General features: G+C 45.5%; 27 protein-coding genes. 11 read left to right on the top strand and 16 right to left on the bottom strand.

Annotation, left to right across the window (positions count from 1 at the left end):
* Positions 1 to 65: 65 nt before the first annotated feature.
* Positions 66 to 599: a phasin family protein gene (locus tag NHB35_RS06535; protein WP_353431578.1), complete on the bottom strand. Its 534-nt coding sequence runs from the start codon at positions 597 to 599 to the stop codon at positions 66 to 68.
* Between the two features lie 215 nt (positions 600 to 814).
* On the opposite strand from NHB35_RS06535, the gene NHB35_RS06530 reads away from it, so the two are divergent.
* Both NHB35_RS06530 and NHB35_RS06525 read left to right on the top strand, forming a co-directional pair.
* Positions 815 to 1,702 (top strand): DMT family transporter, encoded by an 888-nt coding sequence (locus NHB35_RS06530; protein ID WP_353431577.1) that lies wholly within the window; start codon positions 815 to 817, stop codon positions 1,700 to 1,702.
* Between the two features lie 91 nt (positions 1,703 to 1,793).
* On the top strand, positions 1,794 to 2,795 hold the full coding sequence (locus NHB35_RS06525; RefSeq protein ID WP_353431576.1) for a serine hydrolase: 1,002 nt from the start codon (positions 1,794 to 1,796) through the stop codon (positions 2,793 to 2,795).
* 10 nt (positions 2,796 to 2,805) lie between these two features.
* Here the strand turns inward: NHB35_RS06525 and NHB35_RS06520 are convergent, their stop codons facing one another.
* The 13 genes from NHB35_RS06520 to NHB35_RS06460 form a co-directional block, all read right to left on the bottom strand.
* Positions 2,806 to 3,630, bottom strand: coding sequence for an IclR family transcriptional regulator (locus tag NHB35_RS06520; RefSeq protein WP_353431575.1), 825 nt, complete (start codon positions 3,628 to 3,630; stop codon positions 2,806 to 2,808).
* Between the two features lie 113 nt (positions 3,631 to 3,743).
* Positions 3,744 to 4,790: a quinone-dependent dihydroorotate dehydrogenase gene (locus tag NHB35_RS06515; protein ID WP_353433413.1), complete on the bottom strand. Its 1,047-nt coding sequence runs from the start codon at positions 4,788 to 4,790 to the stop codon at positions 3,744 to 3,746.
* Positions 4,787 to 5,533, bottom strand: coding sequence for an arginyltransferase (locus NHB35_RS06510; RefSeq protein ID WP_353431574.1), 747 nt, complete (start codon positions 5,531 to 5,533; stop codon positions 4,787 to 4,789). Before NHB35_RS06510 ends, NHB35_RS06515 begins: the two co-directional genes overlap by 4 nt.
* On the bottom strand, positions 5,530 to 6,267 hold the full coding sequence (aat, locus tag NHB35_RS06505) for a leucyl/phenylalanyl-tRNA--protein transferase (RefSeq protein ID WP_353431573.1): 738 nt from the start codon (positions 6,265 to 6,267) through the stop codon (positions 5,530 to 5,532). Before aat ends, NHB35_RS06510 begins: the two co-directional genes overlap by 4 nt.
* Before the next feature lie 21 nt (positions 6,268 to 6,288).
* On the bottom strand, positions 6,289 to 6,843 hold the full coding sequence (locus NHB35_RS06500) for an NUDIX hydrolase (protein WP_353431572.1): 555 nt from the start codon (positions 6,841 to 6,843) through the stop codon (positions 6,289 to 6,291).
* A 9-nt stretch (positions 6,844 to 6,852) separates the two neighbouring features.
* The gene (locus NHB35_RS06495) at positions 6,853 to 8,688 is read right to left on the bottom strand and encodes a bifunctional anthranilate synthase component I family protein/class IV aminotransferase (RefSeq protein WP_353431571.1); all 1,836 of its coding nucleotides are present in this window, start codon (positions 8,686 to 8,688) and stop codon (positions 6,853 to 6,855) included.
* 17 nt (positions 8,689 to 8,705) lie between these two features.
* Complete coding sequence (locus NHB35_RS06490) at positions 8,706 to 9,281, bottom strand: peptidylprolyl isomerase (RefSeq protein ID WP_353431570.1); 576 nt, start codon at positions 9,279 to 9,281, stop codon at positions 8,706 to 8,708.
* A 57-nt stretch (positions 9,282 to 9,338) separates the two neighbouring features.
* Positions 9,339 to 9,968: a DsbA family protein gene (locus NHB35_RS06485; protein WP_353431569.1), complete on the bottom strand. Its 630-nt coding sequence runs from the start codon at positions 9,966 to 9,968 to the stop codon at positions 9,339 to 9,341.
* 17 nt (positions 9,969 to 9,985) lie between these two features.
* The gene (locus NHB35_RS06480) at positions 9,986 to 11,299 is read right to left on the bottom strand and encodes a replication-associated recombination protein A (protein WP_353431568.1); all 1,314 of its coding nucleotides are present in this window, start codon (positions 11,297 to 11,299) and stop codon (positions 9,986 to 9,988) included.
* A gap of 3 nt (positions 11,300 to 11,302) precedes the next feature.
* Positions 11,303 to 11,788 carry a DUF3429 domain-containing protein gene (locus tag NHB35_RS06475; RefSeq protein WP_353431567.1) on the bottom strand — a complete coding sequence of 162 codons (486 nt, stop codon included), beginning with the start codon at positions 11,786 to 11,788 and terminating at the stop codon, positions 11,303 to 11,305.
* A 29-nt stretch (positions 11,789 to 11,817) separates the two neighbouring features.
* Complete coding sequence (locus NHB35_RS06470; RefSeq protein WP_353431566.1) at positions 11,818 to 12,672, bottom strand: 3-hydroxybutyryl-CoA dehydrogenase; 855 nt, start codon at positions 12,670 to 12,672, stop codon at positions 11,818 to 11,820.
* A gap of 1 nt (position 12,673) precedes the next feature.
* A complete protein-coding gene (locus tag NHB35_RS06465; RefSeq protein ID WP_353433412.1) occupies positions 12,674 to 13,381 on the bottom strand; it encodes a glutathione binding-like protein in 708 nt (235 codons plus the stop codon).
* 65 nt (positions 13,382 to 13,446) lie between these two features.
* Complete coding sequence (locus NHB35_RS06460; protein WP_353431565.1) at positions 13,447 to 14,646, bottom strand: pyridoxal phosphate-dependent aminotransferase; 1,200 nt, start codon at positions 14,644 to 14,646, stop codon at positions 13,447 to 13,449.
* Positions 14,647 to 14,743: 97 nt separating this feature from the next.
* Here NHB35_RS06460 and yaaA point away from each other — a divergent pair, with 97 nt between their 5' ends.
* Both yaaA and NHB35_RS06450 read left to right on the top strand, forming a co-directional pair.
* On the top strand, positions 14,744 to 15,520 hold the full coding sequence (gene yaaA / locus NHB35_RS06455) for a peroxide stress protein YaaA (protein WP_353431564.1): 777 nt from the start codon (positions 14,744 to 14,746) through the stop codon (positions 15,518 to 15,520).
* Positions 15,520 to 16,731: a DUF2863 family protein gene (locus tag NHB35_RS06450; RefSeq protein ID WP_353431563.1), complete on the top strand. Its 1,212-nt coding sequence runs from the start codon at positions 15,520 to 15,522 to the stop codon at positions 16,729 to 16,731. The genes yaaA and NHB35_RS06450 overlap by 1 nt, the downstream gene beginning before the upstream one ends.
* A gap of 94 nt (positions 16,732 to 16,825) precedes the next feature.
* Here NHB35_RS06450 and NHB35_RS06445 read toward each other — a convergent pair whose 3' ends face one another.
* Positions 16,826 to 17,200 carry a hypothetical protein gene (locus NHB35_RS06445; protein ID WP_353431562.1) on the bottom strand — a complete coding sequence of 125 codons (375 nt, stop codon included), beginning with the start codon at positions 17,198 to 17,200 and terminating at the stop codon, positions 16,826 to 16,828.
* 20 nt (positions 17,201 to 17,220) lie between these two features.
* The gene (locus tag NHB35_RS06440) at positions 17,221 to 18,210 is read right to left on the bottom strand and encodes a malate dehydrogenase (RefSeq protein WP_353431561.1); all 990 of its coding nucleotides are present in this window, start codon (positions 18,208 to 18,210) and stop codon (positions 17,221 to 17,223) included.
* A gap of 159 nt (positions 18,211 to 18,369) precedes the next feature.
* On the opposite strand from NHB35_RS06440, the gene NHB35_RS06435 reads away from it, so the two are divergent.
* The 7 genes from NHB35_RS06435 to gltA all read left to right on the top strand — a co-directional run bounded on the left by NHB35_RS06435 (position 18,370) and on the right by gltA (position 24,214).
* Positions 18,370 to 19,107 (top strand): GntR family transcriptional regulator, encoded by a 738-nt coding sequence (locus NHB35_RS06435; RefSeq protein ID WP_353431560.1) that lies wholly within the window; start codon positions 18,370 to 18,372, stop codon positions 19,105 to 19,107.
* Positions 19,108 to 19,238: 131 nt separating this feature from the next.
* Entirely contained in the window at positions 19,239 to 19,658 is a 420-nt protein-coding gene (gene sdhC / locus NHB35_RS06430) for a succinate dehydrogenase, cytochrome b556 subunit (protein WP_353431559.1), read from the top strand.
* A 24-nt stretch (positions 19,659 to 19,682) separates the two neighbouring features.
* Positions 19,683 to 20,048, top strand: a complete 366-nt coding sequence (gene sdhD, locus NHB35_RS06425) for a succinate dehydrogenase, hydrophobic membrane anchor protein (protein ID WP_215315464.1) — start codon at positions 19,683 to 19,685, stop codon at positions 20,046 to 20,048.
* A 4-nt stretch (positions 20,049 to 20,052) separates the two neighbouring features.
* A complete protein-coding gene (gene sdhA / locus NHB35_RS06420) occupies positions 20,053 to 21,831 on the top strand; it encodes a succinate dehydrogenase flavoprotein subunit (RefSeq protein ID WP_353431558.1) in 1,779 nt (592 codons plus the stop codon).
* A 16-nt stretch (positions 21,832 to 21,847) separates the two neighbouring features.
* Positions 21,848 to 22,552, top strand: a complete 705-nt coding sequence (locus NHB35_RS06415) for a succinate dehydrogenase iron-sulfur subunit (protein ID WP_353431557.1) — start codon at positions 21,848 to 21,850, stop codon at positions 22,550 to 22,552.
* Entirely contained in the window at positions 22,549 to 22,818 is a 270-nt protein-coding gene (locus NHB35_RS06410) for a succinate dehydrogenase assembly factor 2 (protein ID WP_353431556.1), read from the top strand. The genes NHB35_RS06415 and NHB35_RS06410 overlap by 4 nt, the downstream gene beginning before the upstream one ends.
* 82 nt (positions 22,819 to 22,900) lie before the next feature.
* On the top strand, positions 22,901 to 24,214 hold the full coding sequence (gltA, locus tag NHB35_RS06405) for a citrate synthase (RefSeq protein ID WP_353431555.1): 1,314 nt from the start codon (positions 22,901 to 22,903) through the stop codon (positions 24,212 to 24,214).
* The last annotated feature ends 15 nt before the right edge of the window (positions 24,215 to 24,229 follow it).

Raw genomic sequence — 24,229 nt, 5'->3', positions numbered from 1 at the left:
AAAATATAAAGCCCCGAATTTCGGGGCTTTTCTCATAAGGTCATCCTCGAAGAATGATCCCGTGTTTACTTCTTCTTGCTAGCTTTTGTAACAGCGTCTGCTGCGGTGTTGATATTTGTTTGCGCAACTTCAACGGCATGCTTGACCGCCTTTTGGCTCGTTTCAAATACATTATTCGCTGAGGCAATCGCTTGCTTCAGAGCTTGTACAGCAGCATCGGAACCAGCAGGCGCGTTCTTGGTCCACTCCTCAACTAATGCATTCATTTTCTTTTGATTAGCGGCAAATTCTTTCTCAGCTGACTTTGTGAAGCTATCTTGGGTTTCATGGGCCAATTCATAGAGATGACGACTGTATGAAATAATTTTCTCGGCGATAGGCTGAACTGCTTCCGCCTGATGGGCGAGGAGCTGTTGAATATCTTTTACTTCCAATGCTTTCTTGGCATTGTTGACGCTATCACTCAAGCTCTGCTTGGCAATTGCTAAATTGAGTTCAACTAATTTCTCGATACTTTGCAACGCTTGATTTGTTAAGCCGCTCAGGGTTTCTAAGTTGGCTTTTTGTGCTGCTGCGATTTGTTCTGGAGTTAAGTTCATTTCAGACCCTTTCTTTGGGCTAGGCTACTTGTTTCAGTATGACCCTTTGAGGAAATTGGATCAACTAACTTATGCGGACAATTATAAAGCCTGTATATTGCGTCGCATCATTCATTAAGGTCTGTAGATATGGATTGGCTATCGGCGGGGTCCATTTGAAAAAGCCTAAAATGAGAGATTAAGTTAAAAAATTCAATATTTTCAGTAAGTTATTCATGAAGCCAGGCTTAGACAGTTTTATTGCACCCATTTTTGTGTTGATTTGGAGTACAGGGTTTGTGATTGCGCGTCTAGCCATGCCATACGTTGAACCAGCGACTTTTCTATTTTGGCGCTTTAGTGGGGTGCTAGCGGCGATGATTGCCTTGAGTTTGGTCTGGCGCATCACTTGGCCCAGTTGGGCGCAGATAAAACATATTGCGATTGCGGGCATTTTGCTGCAGTTTGGATATTTACTTGGTGTATGGTTTGCCGTCAGGCTTGGGATGACAGCTGGATTGGTGGCAATTATTGTTGGATTGCAACCAATATTAACTGCATGGTTTGCGGCATGGATCTCAGAGAAGGTCACGCCACGCCAATGGATCGGTTTATGTTTCGGGTTTGCCGGCGTTGCCTTAGTGGTGGTAGAAAAGATTGGTTTTGCACACATTCCGTTTGCAAGTTATGTGCTCGCATTTATTGCGCTGCTGTCGATCACATTTGGCACGCTCTACCAAAAGAAATATTGCCCAGTTTTTGATTTGCGAGCCGGTTCCTCAATTCAATTTGGTGTATCGGCTGTCTTATGTTTCTTTTGTATGTATTTCTTTGAGAGCGGGGTAATGGTCTGGAATGCCTCGGTCATTACGGCTCTGCTATGGGCTGTTTTCCCTCTATCGATTGGTTCAATTAGTCTACTCTTCATGATGATTCGCAAGGGTGCGGCAACCAAGGTAACGAGTCTCTTGTACTTAACGCCGCCAACTACGGCTCTGATGGCATGGTTCTTATTTGATGAGCCATTTACGCTCATGATGGCCCTAGGATTGTGCCTAACGATGACCGGCGTGGTGCTCGTGAATGCCCGTCAAAACAATACAGTCGCTACCATTGCTGAATAAAGGGCGAAATTGGGGGCGGAATAATTCCTTTATTGGTCTAGAAAGTATTTATCATTCCGTATGTTGAAAGTTATTTGAAGGTCTTTTTGGGATGCGCTTGAATCGAATTTGCTTGTTTTCTGTGATCTTTGCTCTTACTTGTGGTGCGTCCGTTGCGCCAGCCTATGCTGCCAGCAAAGATAAAGATAAGCAAACCAAGACCAATAAGGTTGTAGTTAAGTCTCCCAAAAAACCCAAAACAGTTCGTGTTACAGTAACCCGCGCAAATGCGCCGGAAGTAGCCGCACCACCTTCATTTGCTACAGCACTCGGTCTGCGTGGACAGCATGATGATCTGAGTTTGAAATCAAGCGTTGCGATGGTGGTTAACCAAGACACCAAAGAGGTTTACTTTGAAAAGAACCCAAAAGTAAGTTTGCCAATTGCATCGATCACAAAGTTGATGACAGCAATGGTAGTTTTGGATTCTAAATTGCCTCTAGATGAAACAATTGTCATTAACGCTGAAGATGCGCATATTTATCGTCGCTCTCGTTTAGCCGAAGGGACGGCAATGTCTCGTGAGGATGCATTGCATTTAGCTCTCATGTCCTCTGAGAATCGCGCTGCATACACTTTGGGGCGCAACTACCCAGGCGGTATACCCGCCTTTGTTGATGCCATGAATCGCAAGGCTAAAGAATTAGGGATGGATCATTCTCACTTTGCCGATCCAACCGGATTGCTTAGTGAAAATGTCGCTACCGCAGAAGATTTAACCCGCATGGTGAATGCAGCGTATCAATACAAATTGATACGAGAGTATTCCACTTGGCCGGATTTAACGATGGTGATTGCAAAGCGTCCTCAAAAGTTTATGAACACCAATCGTTTAGTGCGATCCGGTGATATGGATATTGGTTTGCAAAAAACAGGCTTTATTAATGCTGCTGGAAAATGTTTGGTGATGCAAGCAAGAATTAACAATACACCCTTGTTATTGATCTTCTTGGATTCTGTAGGAACGCAGTCACGTTTTGCCGATGCGGTTCGTGTGCGCGATTGGTATGAGCGTATGCCATCAGGCGCTCAGCCAATACGTCGTTTGATGTAAAGAAGATTGCTTAGACCGAGCTGCCTGGCTCGGTTGATTTGGGTTTGTAACCCATGCCCTTAGAGATTTGTAGGGCAGTATCCTGTAGTGATCGCAACCAATCAGCTTGAATACGGTCAGTGGGGGCGCTTAGGGATAATCCTGCGACTAATTTACCGGTATCGTCCAATATAGCCGCAGCAAGGCAGCTAACTCCAAGCTCCAATTCCTCGTCATCGCGGGCACTACCAACTCTGCGGACATGATTTAGTTCAGTTTCTAATTTCGCTAAATCGGTAATGCTATTGCGAGTGTGACCAGATAGTCCTGTACGGGTGACATAGGCGCGAACCTGATTGGCATCATCGCTTGCTAAAAAGAGTTTTCCAACTGAGGTGAGATGGAGGGGCGCGCGACCACCAATAGCGCGAACAACCTGCATTCCTGAACGTTCGCTATAAGCCCTGTCCACATAAACGATTTCATCACCCTGGCGCACGGAGAGATTTACGGTCTCACCAGTTAGTTTATGAAGGGTGCGCATTGGCCCTTGTGCTGCCTCGCGAACAGAAAGTCTGGCTTTAACTAGATTTCCTAGTTCCAATAACTTAAGTCCTAGGCGATAGGTGCCACCATCTCCTCGCTCAACTAAGCGACAGGCAACCATGTCATTCAAAATGCGGTGAGCCGTGGAAGGATGAAGGCCAGTTTGTTCCGCCAAGCTTTTAAGGCTGCATGATTCTTCATGCTCCGCCAAGGCGTCGAGCAAATTCATCATCCGATCAACTACTTGGATGGCAGTCTTAGCAACCTCCCCAGTATTTTTGGAGTCTTTGACAGATTTGCTGGTATTCATAGGGCCTATTGTAGCGATTTCAGGCCATATTGCATATTGTGAAATCAGTTTTTACTGATGTACACGTCCAAAATTGGGGTGGCTTGGGGCAGGGGTGAGTCTAAAAACCCAAATTAGGCGCTTCTTAAGGCTTTTGCGCACTCGTTGACGAGGTCGGGCCCCCTGTAGATTAAGCCACTATAGACTTGAACGAGGCTAGCTCCAGACCTAATTTTTTCCCTGGCATCTGCGCCAGACAGAATGCCGCCAACACCGATGATAGGTAGGCGGTCGCCAAGATGAGCTTTAAGGGATTTGATGACGGCATTGGATGCGGCCCGAACGGGTGCTCCTGAAAGACCGCCTGCTTCATCTCCATGTTCAATGCCCTGAACCGCATCGCGAGCAATAGTTGTGTTGGTAGCAATGACGGCATCCATACCAAACTCAACTAATAAATCGGCAATTAAATGAATATCATCTTGATCAAGATCTGGCGCGATTTTTAGAAATACAGGTTTACGAATGCTGGTGCGATCACTCAAGCGTTTTCTTGCATCATCAAGATTGCGAAGGAGGTTGCGCAACATATCTTCGCCTTGAAGCGCACGAAGATTTTTGGTGTTAGGTGATGAAATGTTGACGGTGATGTAAGTCGCGATATCGTAGACTGCTTCCATGCAAATCACGTAATCATTGGAGGCTTCCTCTATAGGGGTGTTAGCGTTCTTGCCAATATTGAGCCCTAGTACGCCACCGCTTTGCCAGTAACGAGATTTGCGTACTCTGGCAACGCAAGCCTCAACACCATCATTGTTAAAGCCCATACGGTTAATAATGGCCTGAGCTTCAGGCAGGCGAAACATACGAGGCTTGGGATTACCTGGTTGAGGCCGGGGAGTAACAGTGCCAATTTCTAAGAAGCCAAAGCCGAGAGCGGCCAATGCGTCAATGTGCTTACCGTCTTTATCTAAGCCTGCAGCCAAGCCAACCGGATTTGGAAAATTTATTCCACAAACACGTTGGGGATCAGCAATTGGCTTGCTAACTAATTTATCCAGCAAACCCCAACGTTGCGCGCGATCTAAATTGGTAAGCGTGAGATTATGTGCTTGCTCTGGGTCTAAGCAAAAGAGCCAGGGACGTAAAAGTGAGTAGCGATCGATCATGGCAGATATTATGAACCAGTCAGCTTCTGCCAATGATCCTCTATGAGTCCCTCCATCGGCTGATACTTTGCTTTATAGGACATCTTCTCGCTGTCCTTGATGTAGTAGCCCAAGTAGAGGTAGGGTAGATTCAGTATTCGTGCTTGCTCAATTTGCCATAAGATGCTGTAACTGCCAAAGCTAGCCGCACTATCAGATGCATCGTAGAAGGTATATACCGAAGAGATGCCATGCTCCAAAATGTCAATCATGCTGACCATGCGCAATCTGCCTGGATGGGGGTCGTTCCGACCATCCCTAAATTCGACGATACGTGAATTAACTCTACTTTGCAGTAAGAACTGCATGTACTGATCTTGATCGTCGCTATCCATATCGCCACCAGAGTGACGTTCATTTTGATAACGTTGATATAGCTGGTAGTGCTCTTCTTGATACCCAAGATTCAAAACTGATGCTTGAAGACCAGAGTGTTTCTTCCAAGCACGCCGTTGACTACGGTTGGGGCTAAATTGATTTACTAGAACACGTGTAGCAATGCATGCTTTGCATGAATCGCAATACGGCCGGTATGTATACAAGCCGCTCCGACGAAAGCCAGCATGAATGAGTTCGTTATACACATCCGCATGAATCAAATGGGATGGCGTCGCAACTTGTGAGCGTGCAGTTTTATCAGGTAGGTAACTGCATGGATAGGGTGCAGTCGCATAAAACTGTAAGGTTGTGAGGGGTAGCTCTTTTAAGCGTGTCATAACCAGTGCGTCAATATTTGCTTATCAAATTTCCAGGGTTTAACAATATTAGATTGATTTACAGAAGCTTGCAGTTCTTGTAAAAAGTCTAGAAGTGGTATGGGTTTAGCGCCCATTGAGCGTAAGTGGCTTGTTTCTTGTTGGCAGTCAATCATTGCCACGTGATTCTGAATGCACCAAGCGCTCAGTGCCGCTAGGGCTAGCTTGGATGCATTGGGCTTGCGACTAAACATTGATTCTCCGTAAACCATGGTGCCGATAGCAACGCAATATAAGCCACCAATCATTGCACCGTTTTCCATAATAGCAATTGAGTGAGCATAGCCTTGCTCATGAATGGAGGCGTAGGCATCCATGATTTCATGGGTGATCCAGGTGCCATCTTGATCTTTGCGAGTGCTTGTTGCGCATGCACGGATCACTGCTCCAAAGTCTGCATCAACCAAAAGCGCAGATTGGGCATCTTGGCAAAAATGACGAATACTTTTTTTAAGGGACTCGCTACAGTGAAAATCATTGGGCTTTAAAACCATTCGTGGGTCAGGAGACCACCACAGTACTGGTTGTTCATCTGAGTACCATGGAAAGATACCTAGCTTGTATGCCTTCAGTAATTGGTTGGGATAAATACGCTCGCTAACTGCAACCAGACCAGGAACACTTTGGTCTGGGTCTGGGGTTAGCAGAGGATTGGGAAAGGAGTCATGGGGACCAAGCCAAGAAATTTGACTCATCTACTAGGCAATCCAAATGATTTAGATTTTCTCGGAGCGCAAGACGTCTCGACTGCGCACATTAAACTCGCTATTCAACGCTCCAGAAGCGCGATCAGCAAAAAACCACTCAAGAGTCTGCTTCACCGTTGGAAAGGCAAGATCGCTCCATGGAATTTCTTTTTCATCAAATAAAGCGACTTCTAAGCTCTCTTCTCCAGCTGAAAAATCAGGCGTCTTCATGGTTGCGAGATAAAACAAATGCACTTGCTCTGCATGGGGGACATTCAGTAATGAATAGAGCGGGCCAATTTGAACAATTGCGCCAGCCTCTTCAAATGTTTCGCGAGCGGCACCATCGCTAGTACTTTCACCCAACTCCATAAAGCCAGCAGGTAGCGTCCAATAACCGTGGCGAGGCTCAATAGCGCGGCGACAAAGTAAAACCTTGTCACCAAAAATAGGAATGCTACCAACAACGTTTCTAGGGTTTTGATAATGAATGCTTCCGCATGCTTCACACACATGTCGCTCACGCGAATCATCGGCTGGTATTTTTACCGTGATTTTGGTTGCGCAGTTGGGACAGTACTTCATGAATACTTTCTAGAAATGGGCTTTAATGGCGCCTCGAAGGGCATTGCTAAGCATAATCTCTTTCGCCATTAAGACATCCTGAATAGTCAGGTTGGCTTCACGGGCATTAAGGCTAGGGTCGGAGAGTAAAGCCTCTCTCATGACTCCAGGCAACACTCCTGCAGAAAGGGGTGGTGTAAGCCATTCATTACCAATAGGGGGCTTGATAAATATGCTGCTTCTCCCGCCTTCAGTAACAAAGCCTTTTTCATTCACAAAAAGTGCATCAAATCCACCTAACTTCACAGCTTGCTGCCAGGCTGCATCGTACAAATCTCGATCGCTGACTTTATGCGCTAATAGAGGGTTGCCAGAATTCATGACGCAGTCGCTTGTCAGAATATCTTTTGCCCAAAAAATCTTGACCGGTTCATTAATTTGATCAAGAGTAGCGCATTGAGTGCTTAAATCGCCGTTGACGGCAAGGTCAAGTCTTAAGCGCGTGAGAAGATCTTGATCCAAGCAGGCGCATGCATTCAAAACAACTGCCTGAGCCTTCTTTTTATCAAAGGGGATGCGTAGAGCGGTTGCCGAGCTTAGCATTCGATCTAAGTGTGATTCAAGTCGTTGAGGTGTCTTATTTAGAACGGCAATTGTTTCAAATATTCCAGTATTGCTTGGTAGCTCCGTTAAGAATGCGGATTTAATATGACACTCATGCCACTCTTGTTTCGCATCGGAATCAATCGTGATGCCAGCACCAACGCCTAGGGTAAATTTCATTGATTGAGATGGTGAATCCCTCTCTATTTCAATGGTTCTAATGGGAACGCTAAAAGCAAAGTCGCCGTTCGGATCTAGCCACCCCAAGGCGCCACAGTAGTAGCCTCTATCGGACTGTTCAAGCTCCTGAATAATCTCCATGCTGCGTTTCTTGGGCGCGCCTGTAACAGAGCCACAAGGAAAAACAGCGTTCAAAATGTCATACAGCCTTACTTCTGGCTTTATTTGTCCTTGCACAGTGGAGGTCATCTGCAATACATCGCCATGTCTGGCCACCTGAAATAAATGAGGTACTTTCACCGTATTGGGTAAACAGATACGACTTAAATCATTACGCAATAGATCCACAATCATGACATTTTCTGCCTGATTCTTGGGGTCGTCTGATAAGGAGTTCGCTGTATCTGATAGGGCGCTAGCAGTGCCTTTCATGGGCTTCGCTTTTAAAGTATTTCCCTGGCGTTCAATAAATAATTCTGGCGACTGTGAGAGTATGTAGTGATTGTCTTTTGCAATATAGGCGCCAAATCGTCCTGGCTGGCGCTTACGCAAACGACTGTAAAGGGCTAATGGGGCGCCGTAGACATTGCCATTGATGCGATAGGTATGGTTAATTTGATAGCTATCGCCGCTGCGAATATATTCTTGTATCTTCTCGATATCTTCGCAAAAGCGAGTTTCATCCATGGAGTCTTCAAGATGCATTATCCCGGAGAGTTGTTCCATATTTGATAATGCTTTTAATTCAGTCGCAATGTAGCTATCCATTTGCTCTTTAGAGAGCTTTTGGTAATCCTTAAAAGCCCAAACCTCAATCAGAGGGTGAGGGTTTGTTGCTTCCTGTGACTCTTGATTAGGTTGCGGAAGACGATGGACTAACCGACCCATTTCATATGCGAAAGCAGCAACCAGATATTGCCCTTTGCTTAATGCAAGCGATATTTCTTCTAAGCAATCGTTGACTGCTCGAAGATCGGCTTCCGGATCGCCACTAGGAAGAGCGCACCAATAATTTAAGAGCGCGTCATAGACTCGACTGGATGGATTGGCGGCCGTGCTTTGCGCGTCATCAAGCAAAATCATGACGCTTACCCTACCCCTTACTTAAGAATGGCGGCTGACTCAATCACAACTGGCTTGGTTGGTACGTCAGCCATTCTGCCCATGCGTGGCGCAGGGGCGACCATAGTAGGCACCTTGCGAATAGCATCAATCGTTTGAGTGCCAGAAATTACCTTGCCAAATACAGTGTAGCCATTGCCCATAGCGTTCGGGTAGTTCAGACCCTCATTGTCTTTGACATTAATAAAGAACTGAGCGGTTGCAGAATCTGGATCAGAGGTACGAGCCATGGCAATGGTGTAGGTATTATTTTTGAGTCCATTATTTGCCTCAGACACAACTGGTGCATCAGTAGGCTTTTGTACAAGGTTGGGTGTAAAGCCACCACCTTGAATCATGAAGCCATCAATAACACGATGAAAAATGGTGCCATTATAAAAACCGCTCTTCACGTAGTTCAGAAAGTTAGCTGTAGTTTTGGGGGCTTTAACATCATCTAATTCGACAACAAAGTTGCCCATCGTGGTTTTAAATTCCACCCTCGGACCAGCGATAGCTGCTTGAGTTGTAAAACAAGTAAACGCAAAAATGAATAAGGCAAAAAACTTACGCATAAAGACTCCTAAAACGAGACATGGTTTTAATGAACGGCGATAGCCTATTGTATTGCTCTATGGGGTTAGGCCATTTGGCAGGTTGCCTGCTCTTGTATAAGGGACTTCCTCAAACATTTCTGGGCGAGAGAGGTAATCTAGTACCCAATCTATCGTATCAACACCCCAAAAACAGCGTCGATTTACGATCAAGGCAGGCACTCCAAAGGCACCATCCGCTTTCGCCTTTTCAGTATTGGCAATGAGTTGAGATTTAACAGAAGCGTCATCTGGTTTTGGTGTGTCCCGAGATAAGCCTAGGTAAACGCAAAAGTCAGGCCAAGAAAGATTGGGGTCTTTGCCTTCAAGCCAGATGTAATCAAATGCTCTTTCAACCATCGCCCAATCTGCTTTTTCTTGAACCAAAAGACGCTGAGGTGCAACAGTCATAAATGGATGGTGGTCCGGAAAGCGAAAGGGAATGCCTAGCTTTTCCGCTTGCCAAACGCAGAACTGATAAGTGTGAGGGCGCTTAGCAGCAACTTCACCGGGCCCCTTGTTTTCTGTTGCTCTAAAAAGGCCACCCAACAGTATCGGGACAGGGATAATCTCAAGCTTCTCTTCTAGTCGCTTACGCTGCTTGATATATAAATACGCAAACGGAGAAATAATGTCGTAATACAAATGTGCGGGTATCTTAGAGGACATTTGCAGATCTAGCTCCGTTATTTTTTCTGATGCTCTTCGTCAAGCTTTCTCAAGAAAGCCATCTTTTCTTTAATTTGACTCTCTAGACCCCGCTCAACGGGTTCATACCAATGGGGTGCTGCCATTCCTTCTGGTAGATAGGATTCACCTGCAGCATAGGCATGAGGCTCATCATGAGCATAGCGATATTCTTTGCCGTGACCTAACTCTTTCATTAGCTTAGTGGGCGCATTACGTAAATGAATGGGTACGGGTTTGGATTGGTCGTTTGCCACAAAGTCACGCGCCGCATTGAATGCTTTGTAACTTGCATTGCTTTTAGCTGCTACCGCAAGATAAACCACCGCTTGACCAAGGGCTAGCTCACCCTCAGGGGACCCCAGTCGTTCATAGGTGAGGGCTGCATCATTAGCAAGTTGCATGGCGCGAGGATCTGCAAGTCCAATATCTTCCCACGCCATACGAATGATGCGACGAGCTAAATAGCGAGGATCCACTCCACCATCTAGCATGCGGCACAACCAATATAAAGAAGCGTCAGGGTCAGAACCTCTCACCGATTTATGCAGTGCTGAAATTTGATCGTAAAACTGGTCACCACCTTTATCAAATCGTCTAGCCTGTGTGGAAAGCGCATTTTCAATAAAGGTTTGGTCAACGATTTTGGTACTGGAGTCTGGTGCAAGTACTGCGTTACGTACTTGCTCAACTAGATTGAGTAATCTTCTGGCATCACCATCAGCATGATGAATGAGTGTGTCAATGGCTGCCGACTCGAATTGAACATCGGGCATTGAAAATTGATGCGCACGTTCAAATAGTTGTTGCAGCTCAGTCTTATTCAAAGACTTTAAAACGTAAACCTGTGCGCGTGAGAGCAATGCTGAGTTCACCTCAAAAGAGGGGTTCTCAGTGGTAGCACCAATAAAGGTAAACAGTCCCGACTCCACATGAGGCAGGAGTGCATCTTGCTGGCTTTTATTAAAGCGATGAATTTCATCAACGAACAAAATAGTTTGTTTATCAGATTGCGCTAAGGTTTGCTCTGCTTGTTGAATCGCCTCTCGAATCTCTTTAACGCCAGCCAATACTGCCGAGATGGCAATGAATTCGCGATCAAATGCTTTGGCAGATAAGCGGGCTAAGGTTGTTTTTCCAACGCCCGGCGGTCCCCATAAAATCATAGAGTGAGGTTTGCCTGATGCAAACGCCAGATTCAATGGTTTGCTGGGCGCTAGTAAATGGGTTTGTCCAATAACTTGGTCGATCGATGTAGGGCGTAACGCTTCCGCGAGAGGTGGCGGTGGAGCCTTATCAAAAAGACCGCTCATCGATCAAGCTTGAATAAATAAAATCACGATGGCTGCCCAGGATAAACAGAAGGCGGCGACATATGTCAGGCGATTTCGCATGGTCATAAATGCTGCACATACAGCTTCGTCTGCAAAATAGTAGCGATAGGTATTTTGATCAATATTACGCTGAATAATTAGCGTAGATGCCATGATTAACAGGCCAACCGGGATGTATATGTGTAAGGCTACCCAAGCTACTAAAGCAGGAATAACCCCCCAGACCCAAGCGTTGCGATCTAACCAACGATCGCCCCTTGATGATTTGCCTAAATTGTGCAAATTGGCGCCCCAATGTAATGCCCCCATAAAGGAGGTGATCACTGCGCCATACCCCGCTAGTGATTCAGCGCTTAAATAGTTGACGGGTGTTGGTGCAAGTTGAACCAATAAAGCCAAGCCAATAAAGGGAATTAAGCCTGCATAACCAAGTTTAAGAACTAGCGGGGAAATAGGATTATTGCTCACGACTATTTATTGATATATTTGGTTGAGAGTTATTTATCGTAGGTGTATACGCCGCGTCCAGTTTTGCGACCCAGGTAGCCAGCGGCAACCATTTCGCGCAAGAGTGGGCAAGGACGGTATTTTGAGTCGCTAAAGTTTTCAAAATACACCTCCATCACTGCAAGACAGGTATCTAAGCCGATGAGATCTGCTAGAGCAAGTGGGCCGATAGGTTGATTGCAACCCAGCTTCATACCTGCATCAATGTCTTCTGGACTGGCCAAGCCCTCTGATAGAACAAAGAAGGCCTCGTTAATCATGGGCAATAATATGCGGTTGACAACAAACCCTGGAGAGTTTTTCACGGTAATAGGTTCTTTGCCAACGCGCTTTGCCATTTCAATAATGGCAGCATGTGTCTTATCGCTAGTTTGAAGTCCACGAATCACTTCCACCAAAGCCATCAAGGGAGGCGGGTTAAAGAAGTGCATGCCAATAAAGCGGGTAGGGTTAGAATCCAGGGCCGCAAGCTTAGTAATAGAGAGTGATGAAGTGTTGGTAGCAATGATGGTGTCTTTGCTCACAATCTCGTCAACTTGCTTCAGAATTTTTTCTTTGATCGCTTGGTTTTCTGTTGCTGCTTCAATTACCAATCCAAGGCCTTTAAAGTCTGTGTAAGAAGTGCTGCCCTTAATTCGCTTAAGCGCTGCATCTTTTGCTTCTGTTGTGAGTGTTTCTTTCTTAACTAGACGATCTAAGCTCTTACTGATTTGATCAAGGCCGCGTTGAACTGCAGCATCATTGATATCAACCATAACAACATCGAGTCCCGCAACGGCACAGACCTGCGCAATCCCATTACCCATGGTGCCTGCTCCAATTACGCCAACTGATTGAATCTTCATCTTATTTCCTTCGTTGATACTGGGTTGAACCAAATAACTGCTCTCTAGCCTTGTCATCATGCAAAGGCTTGCGTAATGCTGTTAATACTTCACAACCGCGTTTTACTGCTGGGCGCTTACCAATCATTTCAAACCAGCGCTTGAAATGTGGATAGGCATTGATATCGATTCCTTGGTTTTTCCAATTGCGTGTCCAAGGAAAAATCGCCATATCGGCAATCGAATACGTTTTACCCGCAATGTACATATTATCTTTCAGTTGGGTATCTAGAACCCCGTAAAGTCGTTTGGCTTCATTCGTATAACGATCTACAGCGTATTTAATCTTTTCGGGGGCATAGATGCGGAAATGGTGATTTTGACCAAGCATTGGACCAAGTCCGCCCATTTGGAACATTAACCACTGCAGAACCTCGTATTTGCCTCGGGTGGTTTTGGGAAGAAACTTGCCAGTTTTGGCGGCAAGGTAGAGCAAGATTGCGCCAGATTCAAAAATGCTGATGGGTTTGCCATCGGGTCCATGAGGGTCTACCAAGGCAGGGATTTTATTGTTTGGACTAATTTTGAGAAATGCTTTATCGAATTGATCACCTGCGCCAATATCAATCGGATGCGCCAACCAGTCACGACCTAATTTGTAACCACATTCCTCTAGCATGATGTGAACCTTGTGACCGTTTGGAGTTGGCCAGCTATAAACATCGATCACATTGCTATTTTTACTTTTCTTGATTGCCATGGGTTTCTCTGTAGTTTTTAAGTGATTAAAGATAATTAAAGTTTTTGCAGACGATTTAATGCAGAAGAAAGTGTTTGTTCCTGTTTAGCAAAACAAAAGCGAATGACACCCGACTCAGTAGGCTCTTCATAGAAAGCGGAAACTGGAATGGCAGCAACACCCACTTCGGTTGTTAGCCATTTACAAAAATCTGCTTCATTGAGTTTTGCCTCAGGAACACCCAACGCAGTGTAATCAACACACTGAAAATAGGTTCCGGGTGTTGGCAGCAATTTGAATGCCGTCTTCTCTAATCCTGCTTTGAAAAAATCACGCTTAGCTTGATAGAAAGCGGGCAGATTTAAGTAATGTGACGCATCAGACAGGTAGGTAGCTAAGCCATATTGCATTGGCGTATTAACAGTGAATACGTTGAATTGATGTACCTTGCGAAACTCGGCACTTAGTGGGGCTGGAGCGGCAACGTAGCCTACTTTCCAGCCGGTGACATGATAGGTTTTGCCAAAGCTCGAAATTAGAAAACTGCGAGCCGCTAATTCTGGATGCGAGGCCACGCTATGATGGCGCGCGCCGTCATACACCATATGCTCGTAGACCTCATCACTTAGGATTAATGTCGAAGTATTTTTTAGCAAGTCCGCCAAACGATCGAGGTCTGATTTCTGCCAAACCATTCCAGTTGGATTGTGGGGCGTGTTGATAATCAGGAGGCGCGTCTTGGCATGTATTGCTTTGGATAATGCTTCCCATGGAATTTGATAGGAAGCCACTTTCCCATCCTTATCCCGTTTAGCCTCAAGAGAAACCGCAATCACTTTTCCACCAGCCAATTCAATGGATGGTCTATAGCTGTCATATGCCGGTTCAATAATGACTACCTCATCACCAGGGCTCACGCATGCAAGAATGGTGGTCAAAATTCCCTGGGTGCCACCCGCAGTGATGGTGATTTCAGAATCAGGATTGTATTGATGTCCGTATAGTTGTTGAATTTTATTTGCAATCCCCTGACGTAAATTGGGAACCCCAATCATCGGAGGATATTGATTGTGGTCGGCTAGCATCGCCTCATTGACGTCTGCAATCAATTTGCGATCGCAAGGAAAATCTGGAAAGCCTTGACCCAAATTGATGGCTTGATGTTCAGCAGCCAGGGCTGACATTACAGTAAAGATCGTTGTTCCCACCTTGGGAAGGCGACTAGGGAATGTGGGAGGCTTTGGGGTGGAATTCATCTGGTCAAAAAAAGGAGCTAAAAGTGTTCCGTAGGCCTTTTTGGCGAATAATGTGGGCAGTCGCTAGAATGGAAACAATACATATATAAATTGTGCCATGCTGATCGTACTTTCACCCGCTAAATCCTTAGATTACAAGACGCCTGTAAAGGTGAAGGCGCCAACTCTACCGGAGTTTGTTGCCGAGTCTGCCAAGTTAATCGCCGACCTCAAGAAGTTGGCACCCCAGGATGTGGCAAAGCTGATGGGTTTGTCTGATCAGCTGGCAACGCTCAATGTGGGGCGCTACCGAGATTGGTCAAAAAAGTTCACGGAAGAAAACAGCAAGCCTGCTATTTATGCTTTTGATGGCGATGTCTATGATGGGTTTAATGTCAAAACTCTAGATGCCAAGGCAGTCAATTTTGCGCAAGATCATATTCGTATTTTGTCCGGGCTTTATGGTGCCTTGCGACCTTTGGATTTAATGCAAGCCTATCGCTTAGAGATGGGCACCCCATTTAAGAATGCGCGTGGCAAAGACTTATATTCATTTTGGGGCAGTAGAGTAACGAATGCATTGAAAAAGGTTCTCGAAAAACAAAAGAAACCCGTATTACTGAATTTGGCTTCTGAAGAGTATTTCAAAGTATTGCAGCCCAAAGATTTAGATTGCCCAGTAATTTCTCCAGTGTTTCAAGATGCCAAAGATGGTAAATACAAGATTATCTCGTTTTATGCAAAACGTGCACGTGGCCTGATGGCGCGTTATGTTGTAGAAAATCGCATTACCGATCCTGCAGACTTAAAAGGCTTTAATTTGGATGGCTACAAGTACTATGCTGCCGACTCAAAACCAGAAAAACCTGTCTTTAGGCGGGCGGAGAAAAAATAATGGCTGTTCACCGCACTAAACCGTCTCAACGCACTTCGCCAGAAGTAGAAAAGCTGGTAGCCGATGCTATTTCCTTAGCCGCTTCAGGTAGCCAGATTGAGGATCGGTATTGGGAAGAGCGTTTGAATGTGCGCCTAATGCGTTTATTAAAAAGCCAGAATCAGAATGTAATTGATGCTGCTTTGGACCAAACCTTTCGCATTAATACAGTTGCGTTTGAGGTGCTAGCTGATACTGCGGAAACTTTGGCTGAGTCTCTCAAAATGGAACATGAAGGGCAGCAGTGGGATGCATTGTTATTGGCTATGCCAATTGTCGCCCATACTCGTTACCAAATTCCTTCTGGACCTTTGCCTGCCAATATGGTTGAAGCTACTGCTAGTGCTTTGCATAGCGCTATCGCTGCAACAGACACCCGTATCGCGATTATTCCTTGGCTCTATAGCATTGATCAAATGCCACATTCGCACTGCCAAACTCGCGTGTTAACAGAAGCGCTTGCTACTGCCGCAATCTCTGGCAAAGATGTCAAATTAGAGTTACGCAATATGTCAGAAACAATCGCCGTATTGGCTGATCCGCGTTTTATCGTCGCTGCAATTAGTGCGCCTAGTGGTTCCCCAATTTTTAAATGGCAAGAAGAGCCTCCTATTAGACAGGAGCGTGGCGTTAGTTTGATTGGTTGGCAAAACGCAATGCAAGAGCCCATTGCCTCTATGTTGCCTGGCTGTGAATTTGAGTTGCTATTACCTGAGGCTTATTTCACGAACTGCCGACTAGCGGATAAGCATGTTCGCCCACTTAGCATTCGGGCTGCAGTGAACTTCTTAGAAAGCACTTTAGGTATTCTTCCTGCTGGGCTATCGTGTGTCGTGGGTGCTTTTGGTGAGGAGCAGGCGGATGAGTACCGTATTTCCTTTAGTGCAAAAGGCTCATCGGATGTTATGTATGGAGTTATCTGGCCTTTGTATGACCGTGAGAGCGTAGCAAACGATGCGCTAAATGACTTATCTGATGATGAGAGCCCCATCAAAAAGATCTGTGATGCCTTGCATGACGCTGGCGTGGAAGATGTATTCCGTCATGCCATGTTATTTGATCCTGAGCTTTGTGATGACTGTGGTGCGCCACTATTCCCAGATCGATCAGGAGAGGCAGTGCATGCTGAAATGCCTGAAGATACACCAACCCAACAACCTTTATTTCATTAAAGAGAAACAACGAAGCATTCGTAATAAAAATAGACGAAAAAAAGCCGAGGGTCACTCGGCTTTTTATTTGATGCTAATGAAATGATCAGAGAACTTAGTTCTGTACGAACGGCTCTGCTCCGGCGAACAAGTGCGGTAATTTTCCTGCTTTCATTTCCGCTGTTTGACAAAAATCAGCGAGACGTGTTCCAACCTTGATATTGAAAAGCATCGCTTTATTACCTAATACAACTAAATCAAAACCAGAGTTTGTATTTTTGTAACGCAAGCTACCAGGTAGAGAAGTTTGGCGATCTAAATCATAAGTTTTAGATTCCCAAGTCAGGCGAACTTTCTCGGTATTGCCAGTAGTCTTGAACTGCTTGCTTTCGCTGCAAGTCCATGTAATTACTTCTTCATTAGCGCTCGCGTTAGCTGCCCCTGCAAGGCAAGCGATCGCAAGGCTAATGGTGAGAAGAGACTTCTTCATATGCAATATTCCTTAGTAATTTAAGGGAGCAAATGTTTAACACCAGCTTGCTCTTCAAGCAATTCATTGAGGGTGTGAGTCATGCGCTCACGAGAGAACTCATCGATCTCCAAGCCTTCAACCATCTTGTACTCACCGTTTTCGCAAGTTACAGGGAAGCCATAAATCACTTCAGCTGGAATACCGTATTCACCTTTGGATGGAATACCCATAGTGACCCATTTGCCATTTGTGCCAAGTACCCAATCATGAATGTGATCGATTGCCGCATTTGCTGCTGAAGCAGCGGAAGATAGGCCACGTGCATCAATAATCGCTGCACCACGTTTACCAACAGTTGGGATAAATACATCTTTGTTCCACGCAGCATCATTGATAGCGTCTTTTACTGACTTGCCATCAACAGTTGCAAAGCGGTAGTCTGGATACATTGTTGGGCTGTGGTTACCCCAAACAACTAATTTCTCAATACCAGCAACGGGTTTGTTTAACTTGGTTGCCAACTGTGAAAGTGCACGGTTGTGATCGAGGCGCAACATCGCTGTAAAGTTTTTCGCAGGAATATCTGGAGCAGATTTCATTGCGATGTATGCATTGGTGTTTGCTGGATTGCCAACAACCAATACTTTGACTGTTTTCTTAGCAACGGCATTCAATGCTTTACCTTGCGCGGTAAAGATTTGCGCATTAGCAGAGAGCAAGTCTTTGCGCTCCATGCCAGGACCACGTGGGCGTGCGCCAACCAAGAGGGCAACATCAATATCTTTAAACGCGGTTAATGGGTCAGAGTGCGCTGTAACGCCAGCCAGCAATGGGAATGCGCAGTCTTCGAGCTCCATGATCACGCCAGCCAAGGCTTTTTGTGCTTTTTCATCGGGAATTTCGAGCAATTGCAGGATTACAGGCTGATCTTTGCCTAACAGGTCGCCATTGGCGATGCGGAATAGAAGGGAATATCCGATTTGACCGGCTGCACCGGTTACGGCGACACGCATTGGGGCTTTTGCCATTGCTGATAACTCCAGAGGAAGGTTAATTGGGTTGATTAATAAAAACTTTTCTATTATCCATTCAAGTGTATGGACTTTGCCTTTACACTGTCAATGATGTCTTATATAAGACTAGAATTACTCAGAATTTTATCCAATTGATGTCCTTGTGGAGTGAATTTGTCAGAAGTAAATTTGCCTATCGCCTCATTTAGCCCTCTATACGAGCAGATCAAAGCCATGATTTTGGCTAGTCTGCAGGCGGGAGAGTGGCTTCCTGGCGAGGTTATCCCCAGCGAGATGGAGCTTGCGGCTCGATATGCGGTAAGCCAAGGCACAGTTCGCAAGGCAATTGATGAGTTAGCCGCCCAGAATCTACTGGTAAGACGTCAAGGGAAGGGTACCTTTGTTGCCACTCACCAAGAGGATGATTGGCAGTACCGCTTCTTACGCCTAGCTCCTGATTCAGGGGAAAAGTTTCATCTGATTAGTCAATTTTTAGCTTGCGAGCAAACCAAGGCTACAGATTACGTCGCTAATTTGCTTAAATTAAAGGCAGGTGACCCAGTTATTTACATTGATCGTATTCAAACTTTTGCAGGCCAACCCGTTGTTTTTGAAGAGATTTGGCTTCCAGGCAGCCGCTTCAAAGGTTTGGACCTGGATGCTCTTAACGATTGGCATGGCCCAGTCTATGCGCTTTATGAAAGCCAGTACGCAACCCACATGGTTCGGGCGGAAGAAAAGATCAAGGCGGTTTCTGCTGATGAGGATCTTGCTAAACACCTACAAATTGCAGTCGGCGCCCCTTTGCTCTCGGTAGAGCGGGTTGCATTTACCTACGGGAATAAACCAGTAGAAATTCGGCACGCAAGATACGACACTTCTGAGCAGCATTACGAGAATCGCTTGAACTGAACTTATCCGTAAAACCCCTTTTTAACCCTTATAAACCCTTAAAAGCCCCCACCATACCCAAGGTTTCCAATAGAATATGTTGCGACACAACAAAATCAAACTGAACCTCCACCGAAAGATAGAGATTGCCCATGGTTGATGCACAGCAAAACGTAAAAAAAGATAGACCGGTTTATCGAAATATTGGTCTAGCCCAGTTGGTGAAATACCGCCTTCCTTGGGCAGGTAAAGTTTCCATTCTTCACCGTATTAGCGGAGCAGTTTTGTTCCTCTTATTGCCGTTTATTTTGTATCTCTTTGATCAAAGTCTTGCTTCTGAATTGAGCTACCAAAAATTCCAAGCAGTCACAGGCAATATCTTGGTAAAAATTATTTGCTTGGGTTTGATCTGGTGTTTCTTGCACCACTTCTGCGCTGGCATTCGTTACCTCTTGCTCGATCTTGAGATCGGAGTAGAGAAGTCTGAGTCTAATCGTTCAGCAATCATTGTCTTGGTTGTTGGCTTGGCTTTGACTGCGGTAGTTGGTCTTAAATTATTCGGCTTGTATTAAGCGTTTCTTCATTAAGGAAATTTCATGCCTATCTATCAAATTGGACCAAAGCGCTTAGTAGTAGGCGCGCATTACGGCCTCAAAGAATGGATTATTCAACGCGTTACTGCAATCGTGATGGTGGTATTCACCGTTGTATTGCTCGTGGATTATTGCGTTACCGGCAGCGCTACATACGAGGGCTGGTCTGGCCTGTTTAGCAATCAGCTAATGAAGCTGTTAACACTTTTGGCTTTGTTTAGTCTTTTCTATCACGCATGGATTGGTGTGCGCGATATTTGGATGGACTACATCAAGCCAGTTGGTATTCGTTTGACACTTCAAGTGTTGACTGTTTTGTATCTCGTAGCGTGTGCGGCATATGCCGTTCAAATTTTGTGGAAAGTGTAATTCGATGACTGCAATTCAAAAATCATTGCCACGCCGCCGTTTTGATGCGGTGATTGTTGGTGCGGGTGGTTCAGGTATGCGTGCTTCATTGCAGTTAGCAGAAGCTGGCTTGAATGTTGCTGTATTAAGCAAGGTATTCCCAACACGTTCACATACAGTTGCAGCGCAGGGTGGTATCGGCGCTTCTCTAGGCAATATGAGTGAAGACAATTGGCACTATCACTTTTACGACACTATCAAAGGTTCTGACTGGTTAGGTGACCAAGACGTAATCGAATTTATGTGTCGCGAAGCTCCAAAAGTGGTTTATGAGTTAGAGCACTTTGGTATGCCGTTTGACCGCAATCCTGATGGCACGATTTATCAGCGTCCGTTCGGTGGCCACACAGCAAACTATGGCGAGAAGCCAGTGCAGCGTGCCTGTGCTGCTGCAGACCGTACTGGCCATGCAATGTTGCACACCCTGTACCAACGTAATGTCCGCGCGAAGACTAACTTCTTCGTGGAGTGGTTAGCGCTTGACCTCATTCGTGATGATGAGGGCGATGTAGTCGGTGTAACCGCTCTCGAAATGGAAACTGGTCAGGTTTATATCTTGGAAGCCAAGATTGTGATGTTGGCTACTGGTGGTGCGGGTCGTATTTGGGACGCATCTACTAATGCGTTTATTAACACTGGCGACGGTATGGGTCTTGCAGCGCGTGCAGGTATTCCATTGGAGGATATGGAGTTCTGGCAATTCCACCCAACTGGCGTAGCTGGTGCGGGTGTGTTGTTGACAGAAGGTTGCCGTGGTGAAGGCGGTATTTTGCGTAACAAGGATGGCGAGCGTTTCATGGAACGCTATGCACCAACCCTGAAAGATTTGGCTCCGCGTGACTTTGTATCGCGCTCGATGGACCAAGAGATTAAAGAAGGGCGCGGTTGTGGTCCGAATGGCGATTATGTTGTGCTTGATTTGACGCACATTGGCGCTGATACGATCATGAAGCGTTTGCCTTCCGTATATGAGATTGGTATTAACTTTGCGAACGTTGACGTAACCAAAGAGCCAATTCCTGTTGTGCCAACTATTCACTATCAGATGGGTGGCATTCCAACCAACATCAATGGTCAAGTAGTTGTGCCAGCTAATGGTAAGCACAATGAAGTGATTAATGGCTTGTATGCAATTGGTGAGTGCTCATGTGTTTCAGTGCACGGCGCAAACCGTTTGGGAACAAACTCACTGCTCGACCTCTTGGTATTTGGTCGCGCAGCTGGCAATCACATCGTGAGTCTGGATCTCAAGAATCGTGAGTTCAAGCCATTGCCTAAGAATGCTGGTCAGCAAACAATGGAGCGTATTGCGAAGTTGGATAGCTCTACTTCTGGCGAGTATGCACAGGACGTTGCTAACGATATTCGTAAGTGCATGCAGAAATATGCAGGCGTGTTCCGTAACCAAGAGCTGATGGATGAAGGTGTTCGTCAAATGGCGAAGTTGACAGAGCGCGCTAAGCACTTGTGGGTTAAAGATAAGTCTGAGATTTTCAATACCGCGCGTATCGAAGCTTTGGAAGTTGCCAACTTGGTTGAGACTGCAAACGCAACGATGACCTCGGCGGCGGCTCGTAAAGAAAGCCGTGGTGCTCACTCTCATGATGATCACCCACATCGTGATGACGACAACTGGATGAAGCACACTCTTTGGTACAGCGAAGGTAACCGTTTGGACTACAAACCAGTTCAGCTAAAACCATTGACTGTTGATTCAGTTCCTCCAAAAGAACGTACTTTCTAAGCAAGAGAGATAGAAGATGAGCGATACCCGTATATTTGAAATCTACCGTTACGACCCAGATGTCGATGCAGCTCCACGCATGCAGCGTTATGAGTTAGAGCTGACTGGTGAGCGCATGTTGTTAGATGCTTTGATTTCTTTGAAGAAACAAGACGAATCTATTTCATATCGTCGCTCATGCCGTGAAGGCGTGTGCGGTTCAGACGCAATGAACATTAACGGTAAGAATGGTTTAGCTTGCTTGACCAATATGTTGACTTTGCCTAAGGTTATTACTTTGCGCCCATTACCTGGTTTGCCAGTTGTGCGCGATTTGATCGTCGACATGACTTTGTTCTTTAAGCAATACTTGTCGATCAAGCCTTACTTGGTAAATGACAATCCACCCCCAGAAAAAGAGCGTCTTCAGAGTCCTGAAGAGCGTGAAGAGTTAAATGGCTTGTATGAGTGCATCTTGTGCGCATCTTGCTCAACTTCATGCCCATCTTTCTGGTGGAATCCAGATAAGTTTGTAGGTCCGGCTGGTTTATTGCAGGCATATCGCTTTATTGCTGATAGTCGTGATGAGGAGACCTCTAAGCGTTTGGATAATCTTGAGGATCCGTACCGTTTATTCCGTTGCCACACCATCATGAATTGCGTGGATGTATGTCCTAAGCATTTGAATCCAACGAAGGCGATTGGCAAGATTAAGGAGTTGATGGTTCGTAGGGCAGTATGACCCTCGGAAATGCAGAGTTTTATCGTTTAAAGAGTGATGCCCGCAGGGGGTTGCTTGAGAATGATTTAATTCTGCAACGTTTCTTTGCTCGTTACGGCGATCAGTTAAGCGTGGAAGATGGAAAAGTATTAAGCCAGTTATTGGCCTTGGATGACAACGATTTGATGGATTTATTGATCGCTCGAAAAGATTCTGTGGCTGAATTGGAAAAGGAGATGCAGTCCGACTCCTTTAAAAAGGTATTACAAAGGCTGAGAGAGAAATAACTCAGTATGTAGTCGCAGTAGTAGTGCAAGCGTGTGATCGAATAGTGAAGTAATCATAATTTTGAATGACTAAGGATTAGAAATGATTGAATCGGACATCAAGGCAAAACTCTCGTTTTCGGATGGCACCCCAGATATTGATCTGCCAATTTACAAAGGGACTGTTGGTCCGGATGTAATCGACATTCGTAAGCTTTATGGTCAGACCGGTAAGTTCACTTACGATTCCGGCTTCCTTTCTACTGCGTCATGCAATAGCAAAATTACCTACATTGACGGCGATAAGGGTGAGTTGCTTTATCGTGGATACCCAATTGAGGATTTGGCAGGCAAGTGCGACTTCTTGGAGGTTTGCTACCTCTTGATCAATGGCGAACTGCCAAATGGTAAAGAGAAGAAAGACTTTGAAAACATGGTCATGCACCACACCATGGTTCATGAACAGATGCAATTCTTCTTGCGAGGCTTCCGTCGTGATGCCCACCCAATGTCTGTATTGACTGGCTTGGTTGGTGCGATGGCTGCTTTCTACCATGATGAAATCGACTATAGCGATCCATATGCGCGTGAAGTGGCGCAAATTCGCTTGATTGCGAAGATGCCAACTTTGGTAGCGATGGCATATAAATATTCAGTTGGACAACCGTTTATCTACCCAGATAACTCTTTGTCTTACACAGCAAACTTTATGCGCATGATGTTCGCAACGCCATGCGAGGAGTACAAGGTAAACCCAGTATTGGTCCGCGCTTTGGATCGCATCTTTACATTGCATGCAGACCATGAGCAAAATGCTTCAACTTCAACTGTACGCTTGTGCGGTTCCTCAGGCACTAATCCATTTGCCGCGATTTCTGCTGGTATCGCTTGCTTATGGGGTCCTGCACACGGAGGCGCAAACGAAGCTTGCTTGCAAATGCTGAATGAAATTCAAGCTAAGGGTGGCGTTGATAAGATTCATGAATTCATCGCGCAAGTAAAAGATAAGAATTCAGGCGTTCGCTTGATGGGCTTTGGTCACCGTGTATATAAGAACTTCGATCCACGCGCTAAATTGATGCGTGAAACTTGCTATGAAGTATTGAGCGAACTTGGTTTGCAAGATGATCCATTGTTCAAGCTAGCAATGACTCTTGAGAAGATTGCGTTGGAAGACGACTACTTTGTAAGCCGTAAGCTCTATCCAAACGTTGACTTCTATTCTGGTATCGTTCAGCGCGCACTTGGCATTCCAACTGAAATGTTCACTTGTATCTTTGCTTTGGCAAGAACGGTGGGCTGGATTGCTCAGTGGGAAGAGATGATTACTGATCCTGAGTATAAGATCGGACGTCCACGTCAGCTGTACGTTGGCGAAACTTCACGCAAGGTTCCAGATATTTCTGCTCGTAAATAAAGGTTTTAAGGTCTC

It is taken from the genome of Polynucleobacter sp. MWH-UH23A (assembly GCF_040409805.1).
Classification (GTDB): Bacteria; Pseudomonadota; Gammaproteobacteria; order Burkholderiales; family Burkholderiaceae; genus Polynucleobacter.
Note: the sequence above shows the minus strand (reverse complement) of the source record. Positions and strands in the feature narration are given on the sequence as shown.

What these genes read in the sequence shown, in the direction of transcription:
- NHB35_RS06535 (WP_353431578.1), bottom strand. Translation starts at nt 599, where the DNA reads ATGAACTTAACTCCAGAACAAATCGCAGCAGCACAAAAAGCCAACTTA.
- NHB35_RS06530 (WP_353431577.1), top strand. Translation starts at nt 815, where the DNA reads ATGAAGCCAGGCTTAGACAGTTTTATTGCACCCATTTTTGTGTTGATT.
- NHB35_RS06525 (WP_353431576.1), top strand. Translation starts at nt 1,794, where the DNA reads ATGCGCTTGAATCGAATTTGCTTGTTTTCTGTGATCTTTGCTCTTACT.
- NHB35_RS06520 (WP_353431575.1), bottom strand. Translation starts at nt 3,630, where the DNA reads ATGAATACCAGCAAATCTGTCAAAGACTCCAAAAATACTGGGGAGGTT.
- NHB35_RS06510 (WP_353431574.1), bottom strand. Translation starts at nt 5,533, where the DNA reads ATGACACGCTTAAAAGAGCTACCCCTCACAACCTTACAGTTTTATGCG.
- aat (WP_353431573.1), bottom strand. Translation starts at nt 6,267, where the DNA reads ATGAGTCAAATTTCTTGGCTTGGTCCCCATGACTCCTTTCCCAATCCT.
- NHB35_RS06500 (WP_353431572.1), bottom strand. Translation starts at nt 6,843, where the DNA reads ATGAAGTACTGTCCCAACTGCGCAACCAAAATCACGGTAAAAATACCA.
- NHB35_RS06495 (WP_353431571.1), bottom strand. Translation starts at nt 8,688, where the DNA reads ATGATTTTGCTTGATGACGCGCAAAGCACGGCCGCCAATCCATCCAGT.
- NHB35_RS06490 (WP_353431570.1), bottom strand. Translation starts at nt 9,281, where the DNA reads ATGCGTAAGTTTTTTGCCTTATTCATTTTTGCGTTTACTTGTTTTACA.
- NHB35_RS06485 (WP_353431569.1), bottom strand. Translation starts at nt 9,968, where the DNA reads ATGTCCTCTAAGATACCCGCACATTTGTATTACGACATTATTTCTCCG.
- NHB35_RS06480 (WP_353431568.1), bottom strand. Translation starts at nt 11,299, where the DNA reads ATGAGCGGTCTTTTTGATAAGGCTCCACCGCCACCTCTCGCGGAAGCG.
- NHB35_RS06470 (WP_353431566.1), bottom strand. Translation starts at nt 12,672, where the DNA reads ATGAAGATTCAATCAGTTGGCGTAATTGGAGCAGGCACCATGGGTAAT.
- NHB35_RS06460 (WP_353431565.1), bottom strand. Translation starts at nt 14,646, where the DNA reads ATGAATTCCACCCCAAAGCCTCCCACATTCCCTAGTCGCCTTCCCAAG.
- yaaA (WP_353431564.1), top strand. Translation starts at nt 14,744, where the DNA reads ATGCTGATCGTACTTTCACCCGCTAAATCCTTAGATTACAAGACGCCT.
- NHB35_RS06450 (WP_353431563.1), top strand. Translation starts at nt 15,520, where the DNA reads ATGGCTGTTCACCGCACTAAACCGTCTCAACGCACTTCGCCAGAAGTA.
- NHB35_RS06445 (WP_353431562.1), bottom strand. Translation starts at nt 17,200, where the DNA reads ATGAAGAAGTCTCTTCTCACCATTAGCCTTGCGATCGCTTGCCTTGCA.
- NHB35_RS06440 (WP_353431561.1), bottom strand. Translation starts at nt 18,210, where the DNA reads ATGGCAAAAGCCCCAATGCGTGTCGCCGTAACCGGTGCAGCCGGTCAA.
- sdhC (WP_353431559.1), top strand. Translation starts at nt 19,239, where the DNA reads ATGGTTGATGCACAGCAAAACGTAAAAAAAGATAGACCGGTTTATCGA.
- sdhD (WP_215315464.1), top strand. Translation starts at nt 19,683, where the DNA reads ATGCCTATCTATCAAATTGGACCAAAGCGCTTAGTAGTAGGCGCGCAT.
- sdhA (WP_353431558.1), top strand. Translation starts at nt 20,053, where the DNA reads ATGACTGCAATTCAAAAATCATTGCCACGCCGCCGTTTTGATGCGGTG.
- NHB35_RS06415 (WP_353431557.1), top strand. Translation starts at nt 21,848, where the DNA reads ATGAGCGATACCCGTATATTTGAAATCTACCGTTACGACCCAGATGTC.
- NHB35_RS06410 (WP_353431556.1), top strand. Translation starts at nt 22,549, where the DNA reads ATGACCCTCGGAAATGCAGAGTTTTATCGTTTAAAGAGTGATGCCCGC.
- gltA (WP_353431555.1), top strand. Translation starts at nt 22,901, where the DNA reads ATGATTGAATCGGACATCAAGGCAAAACTCTCGTTTTCGGATGGCACC.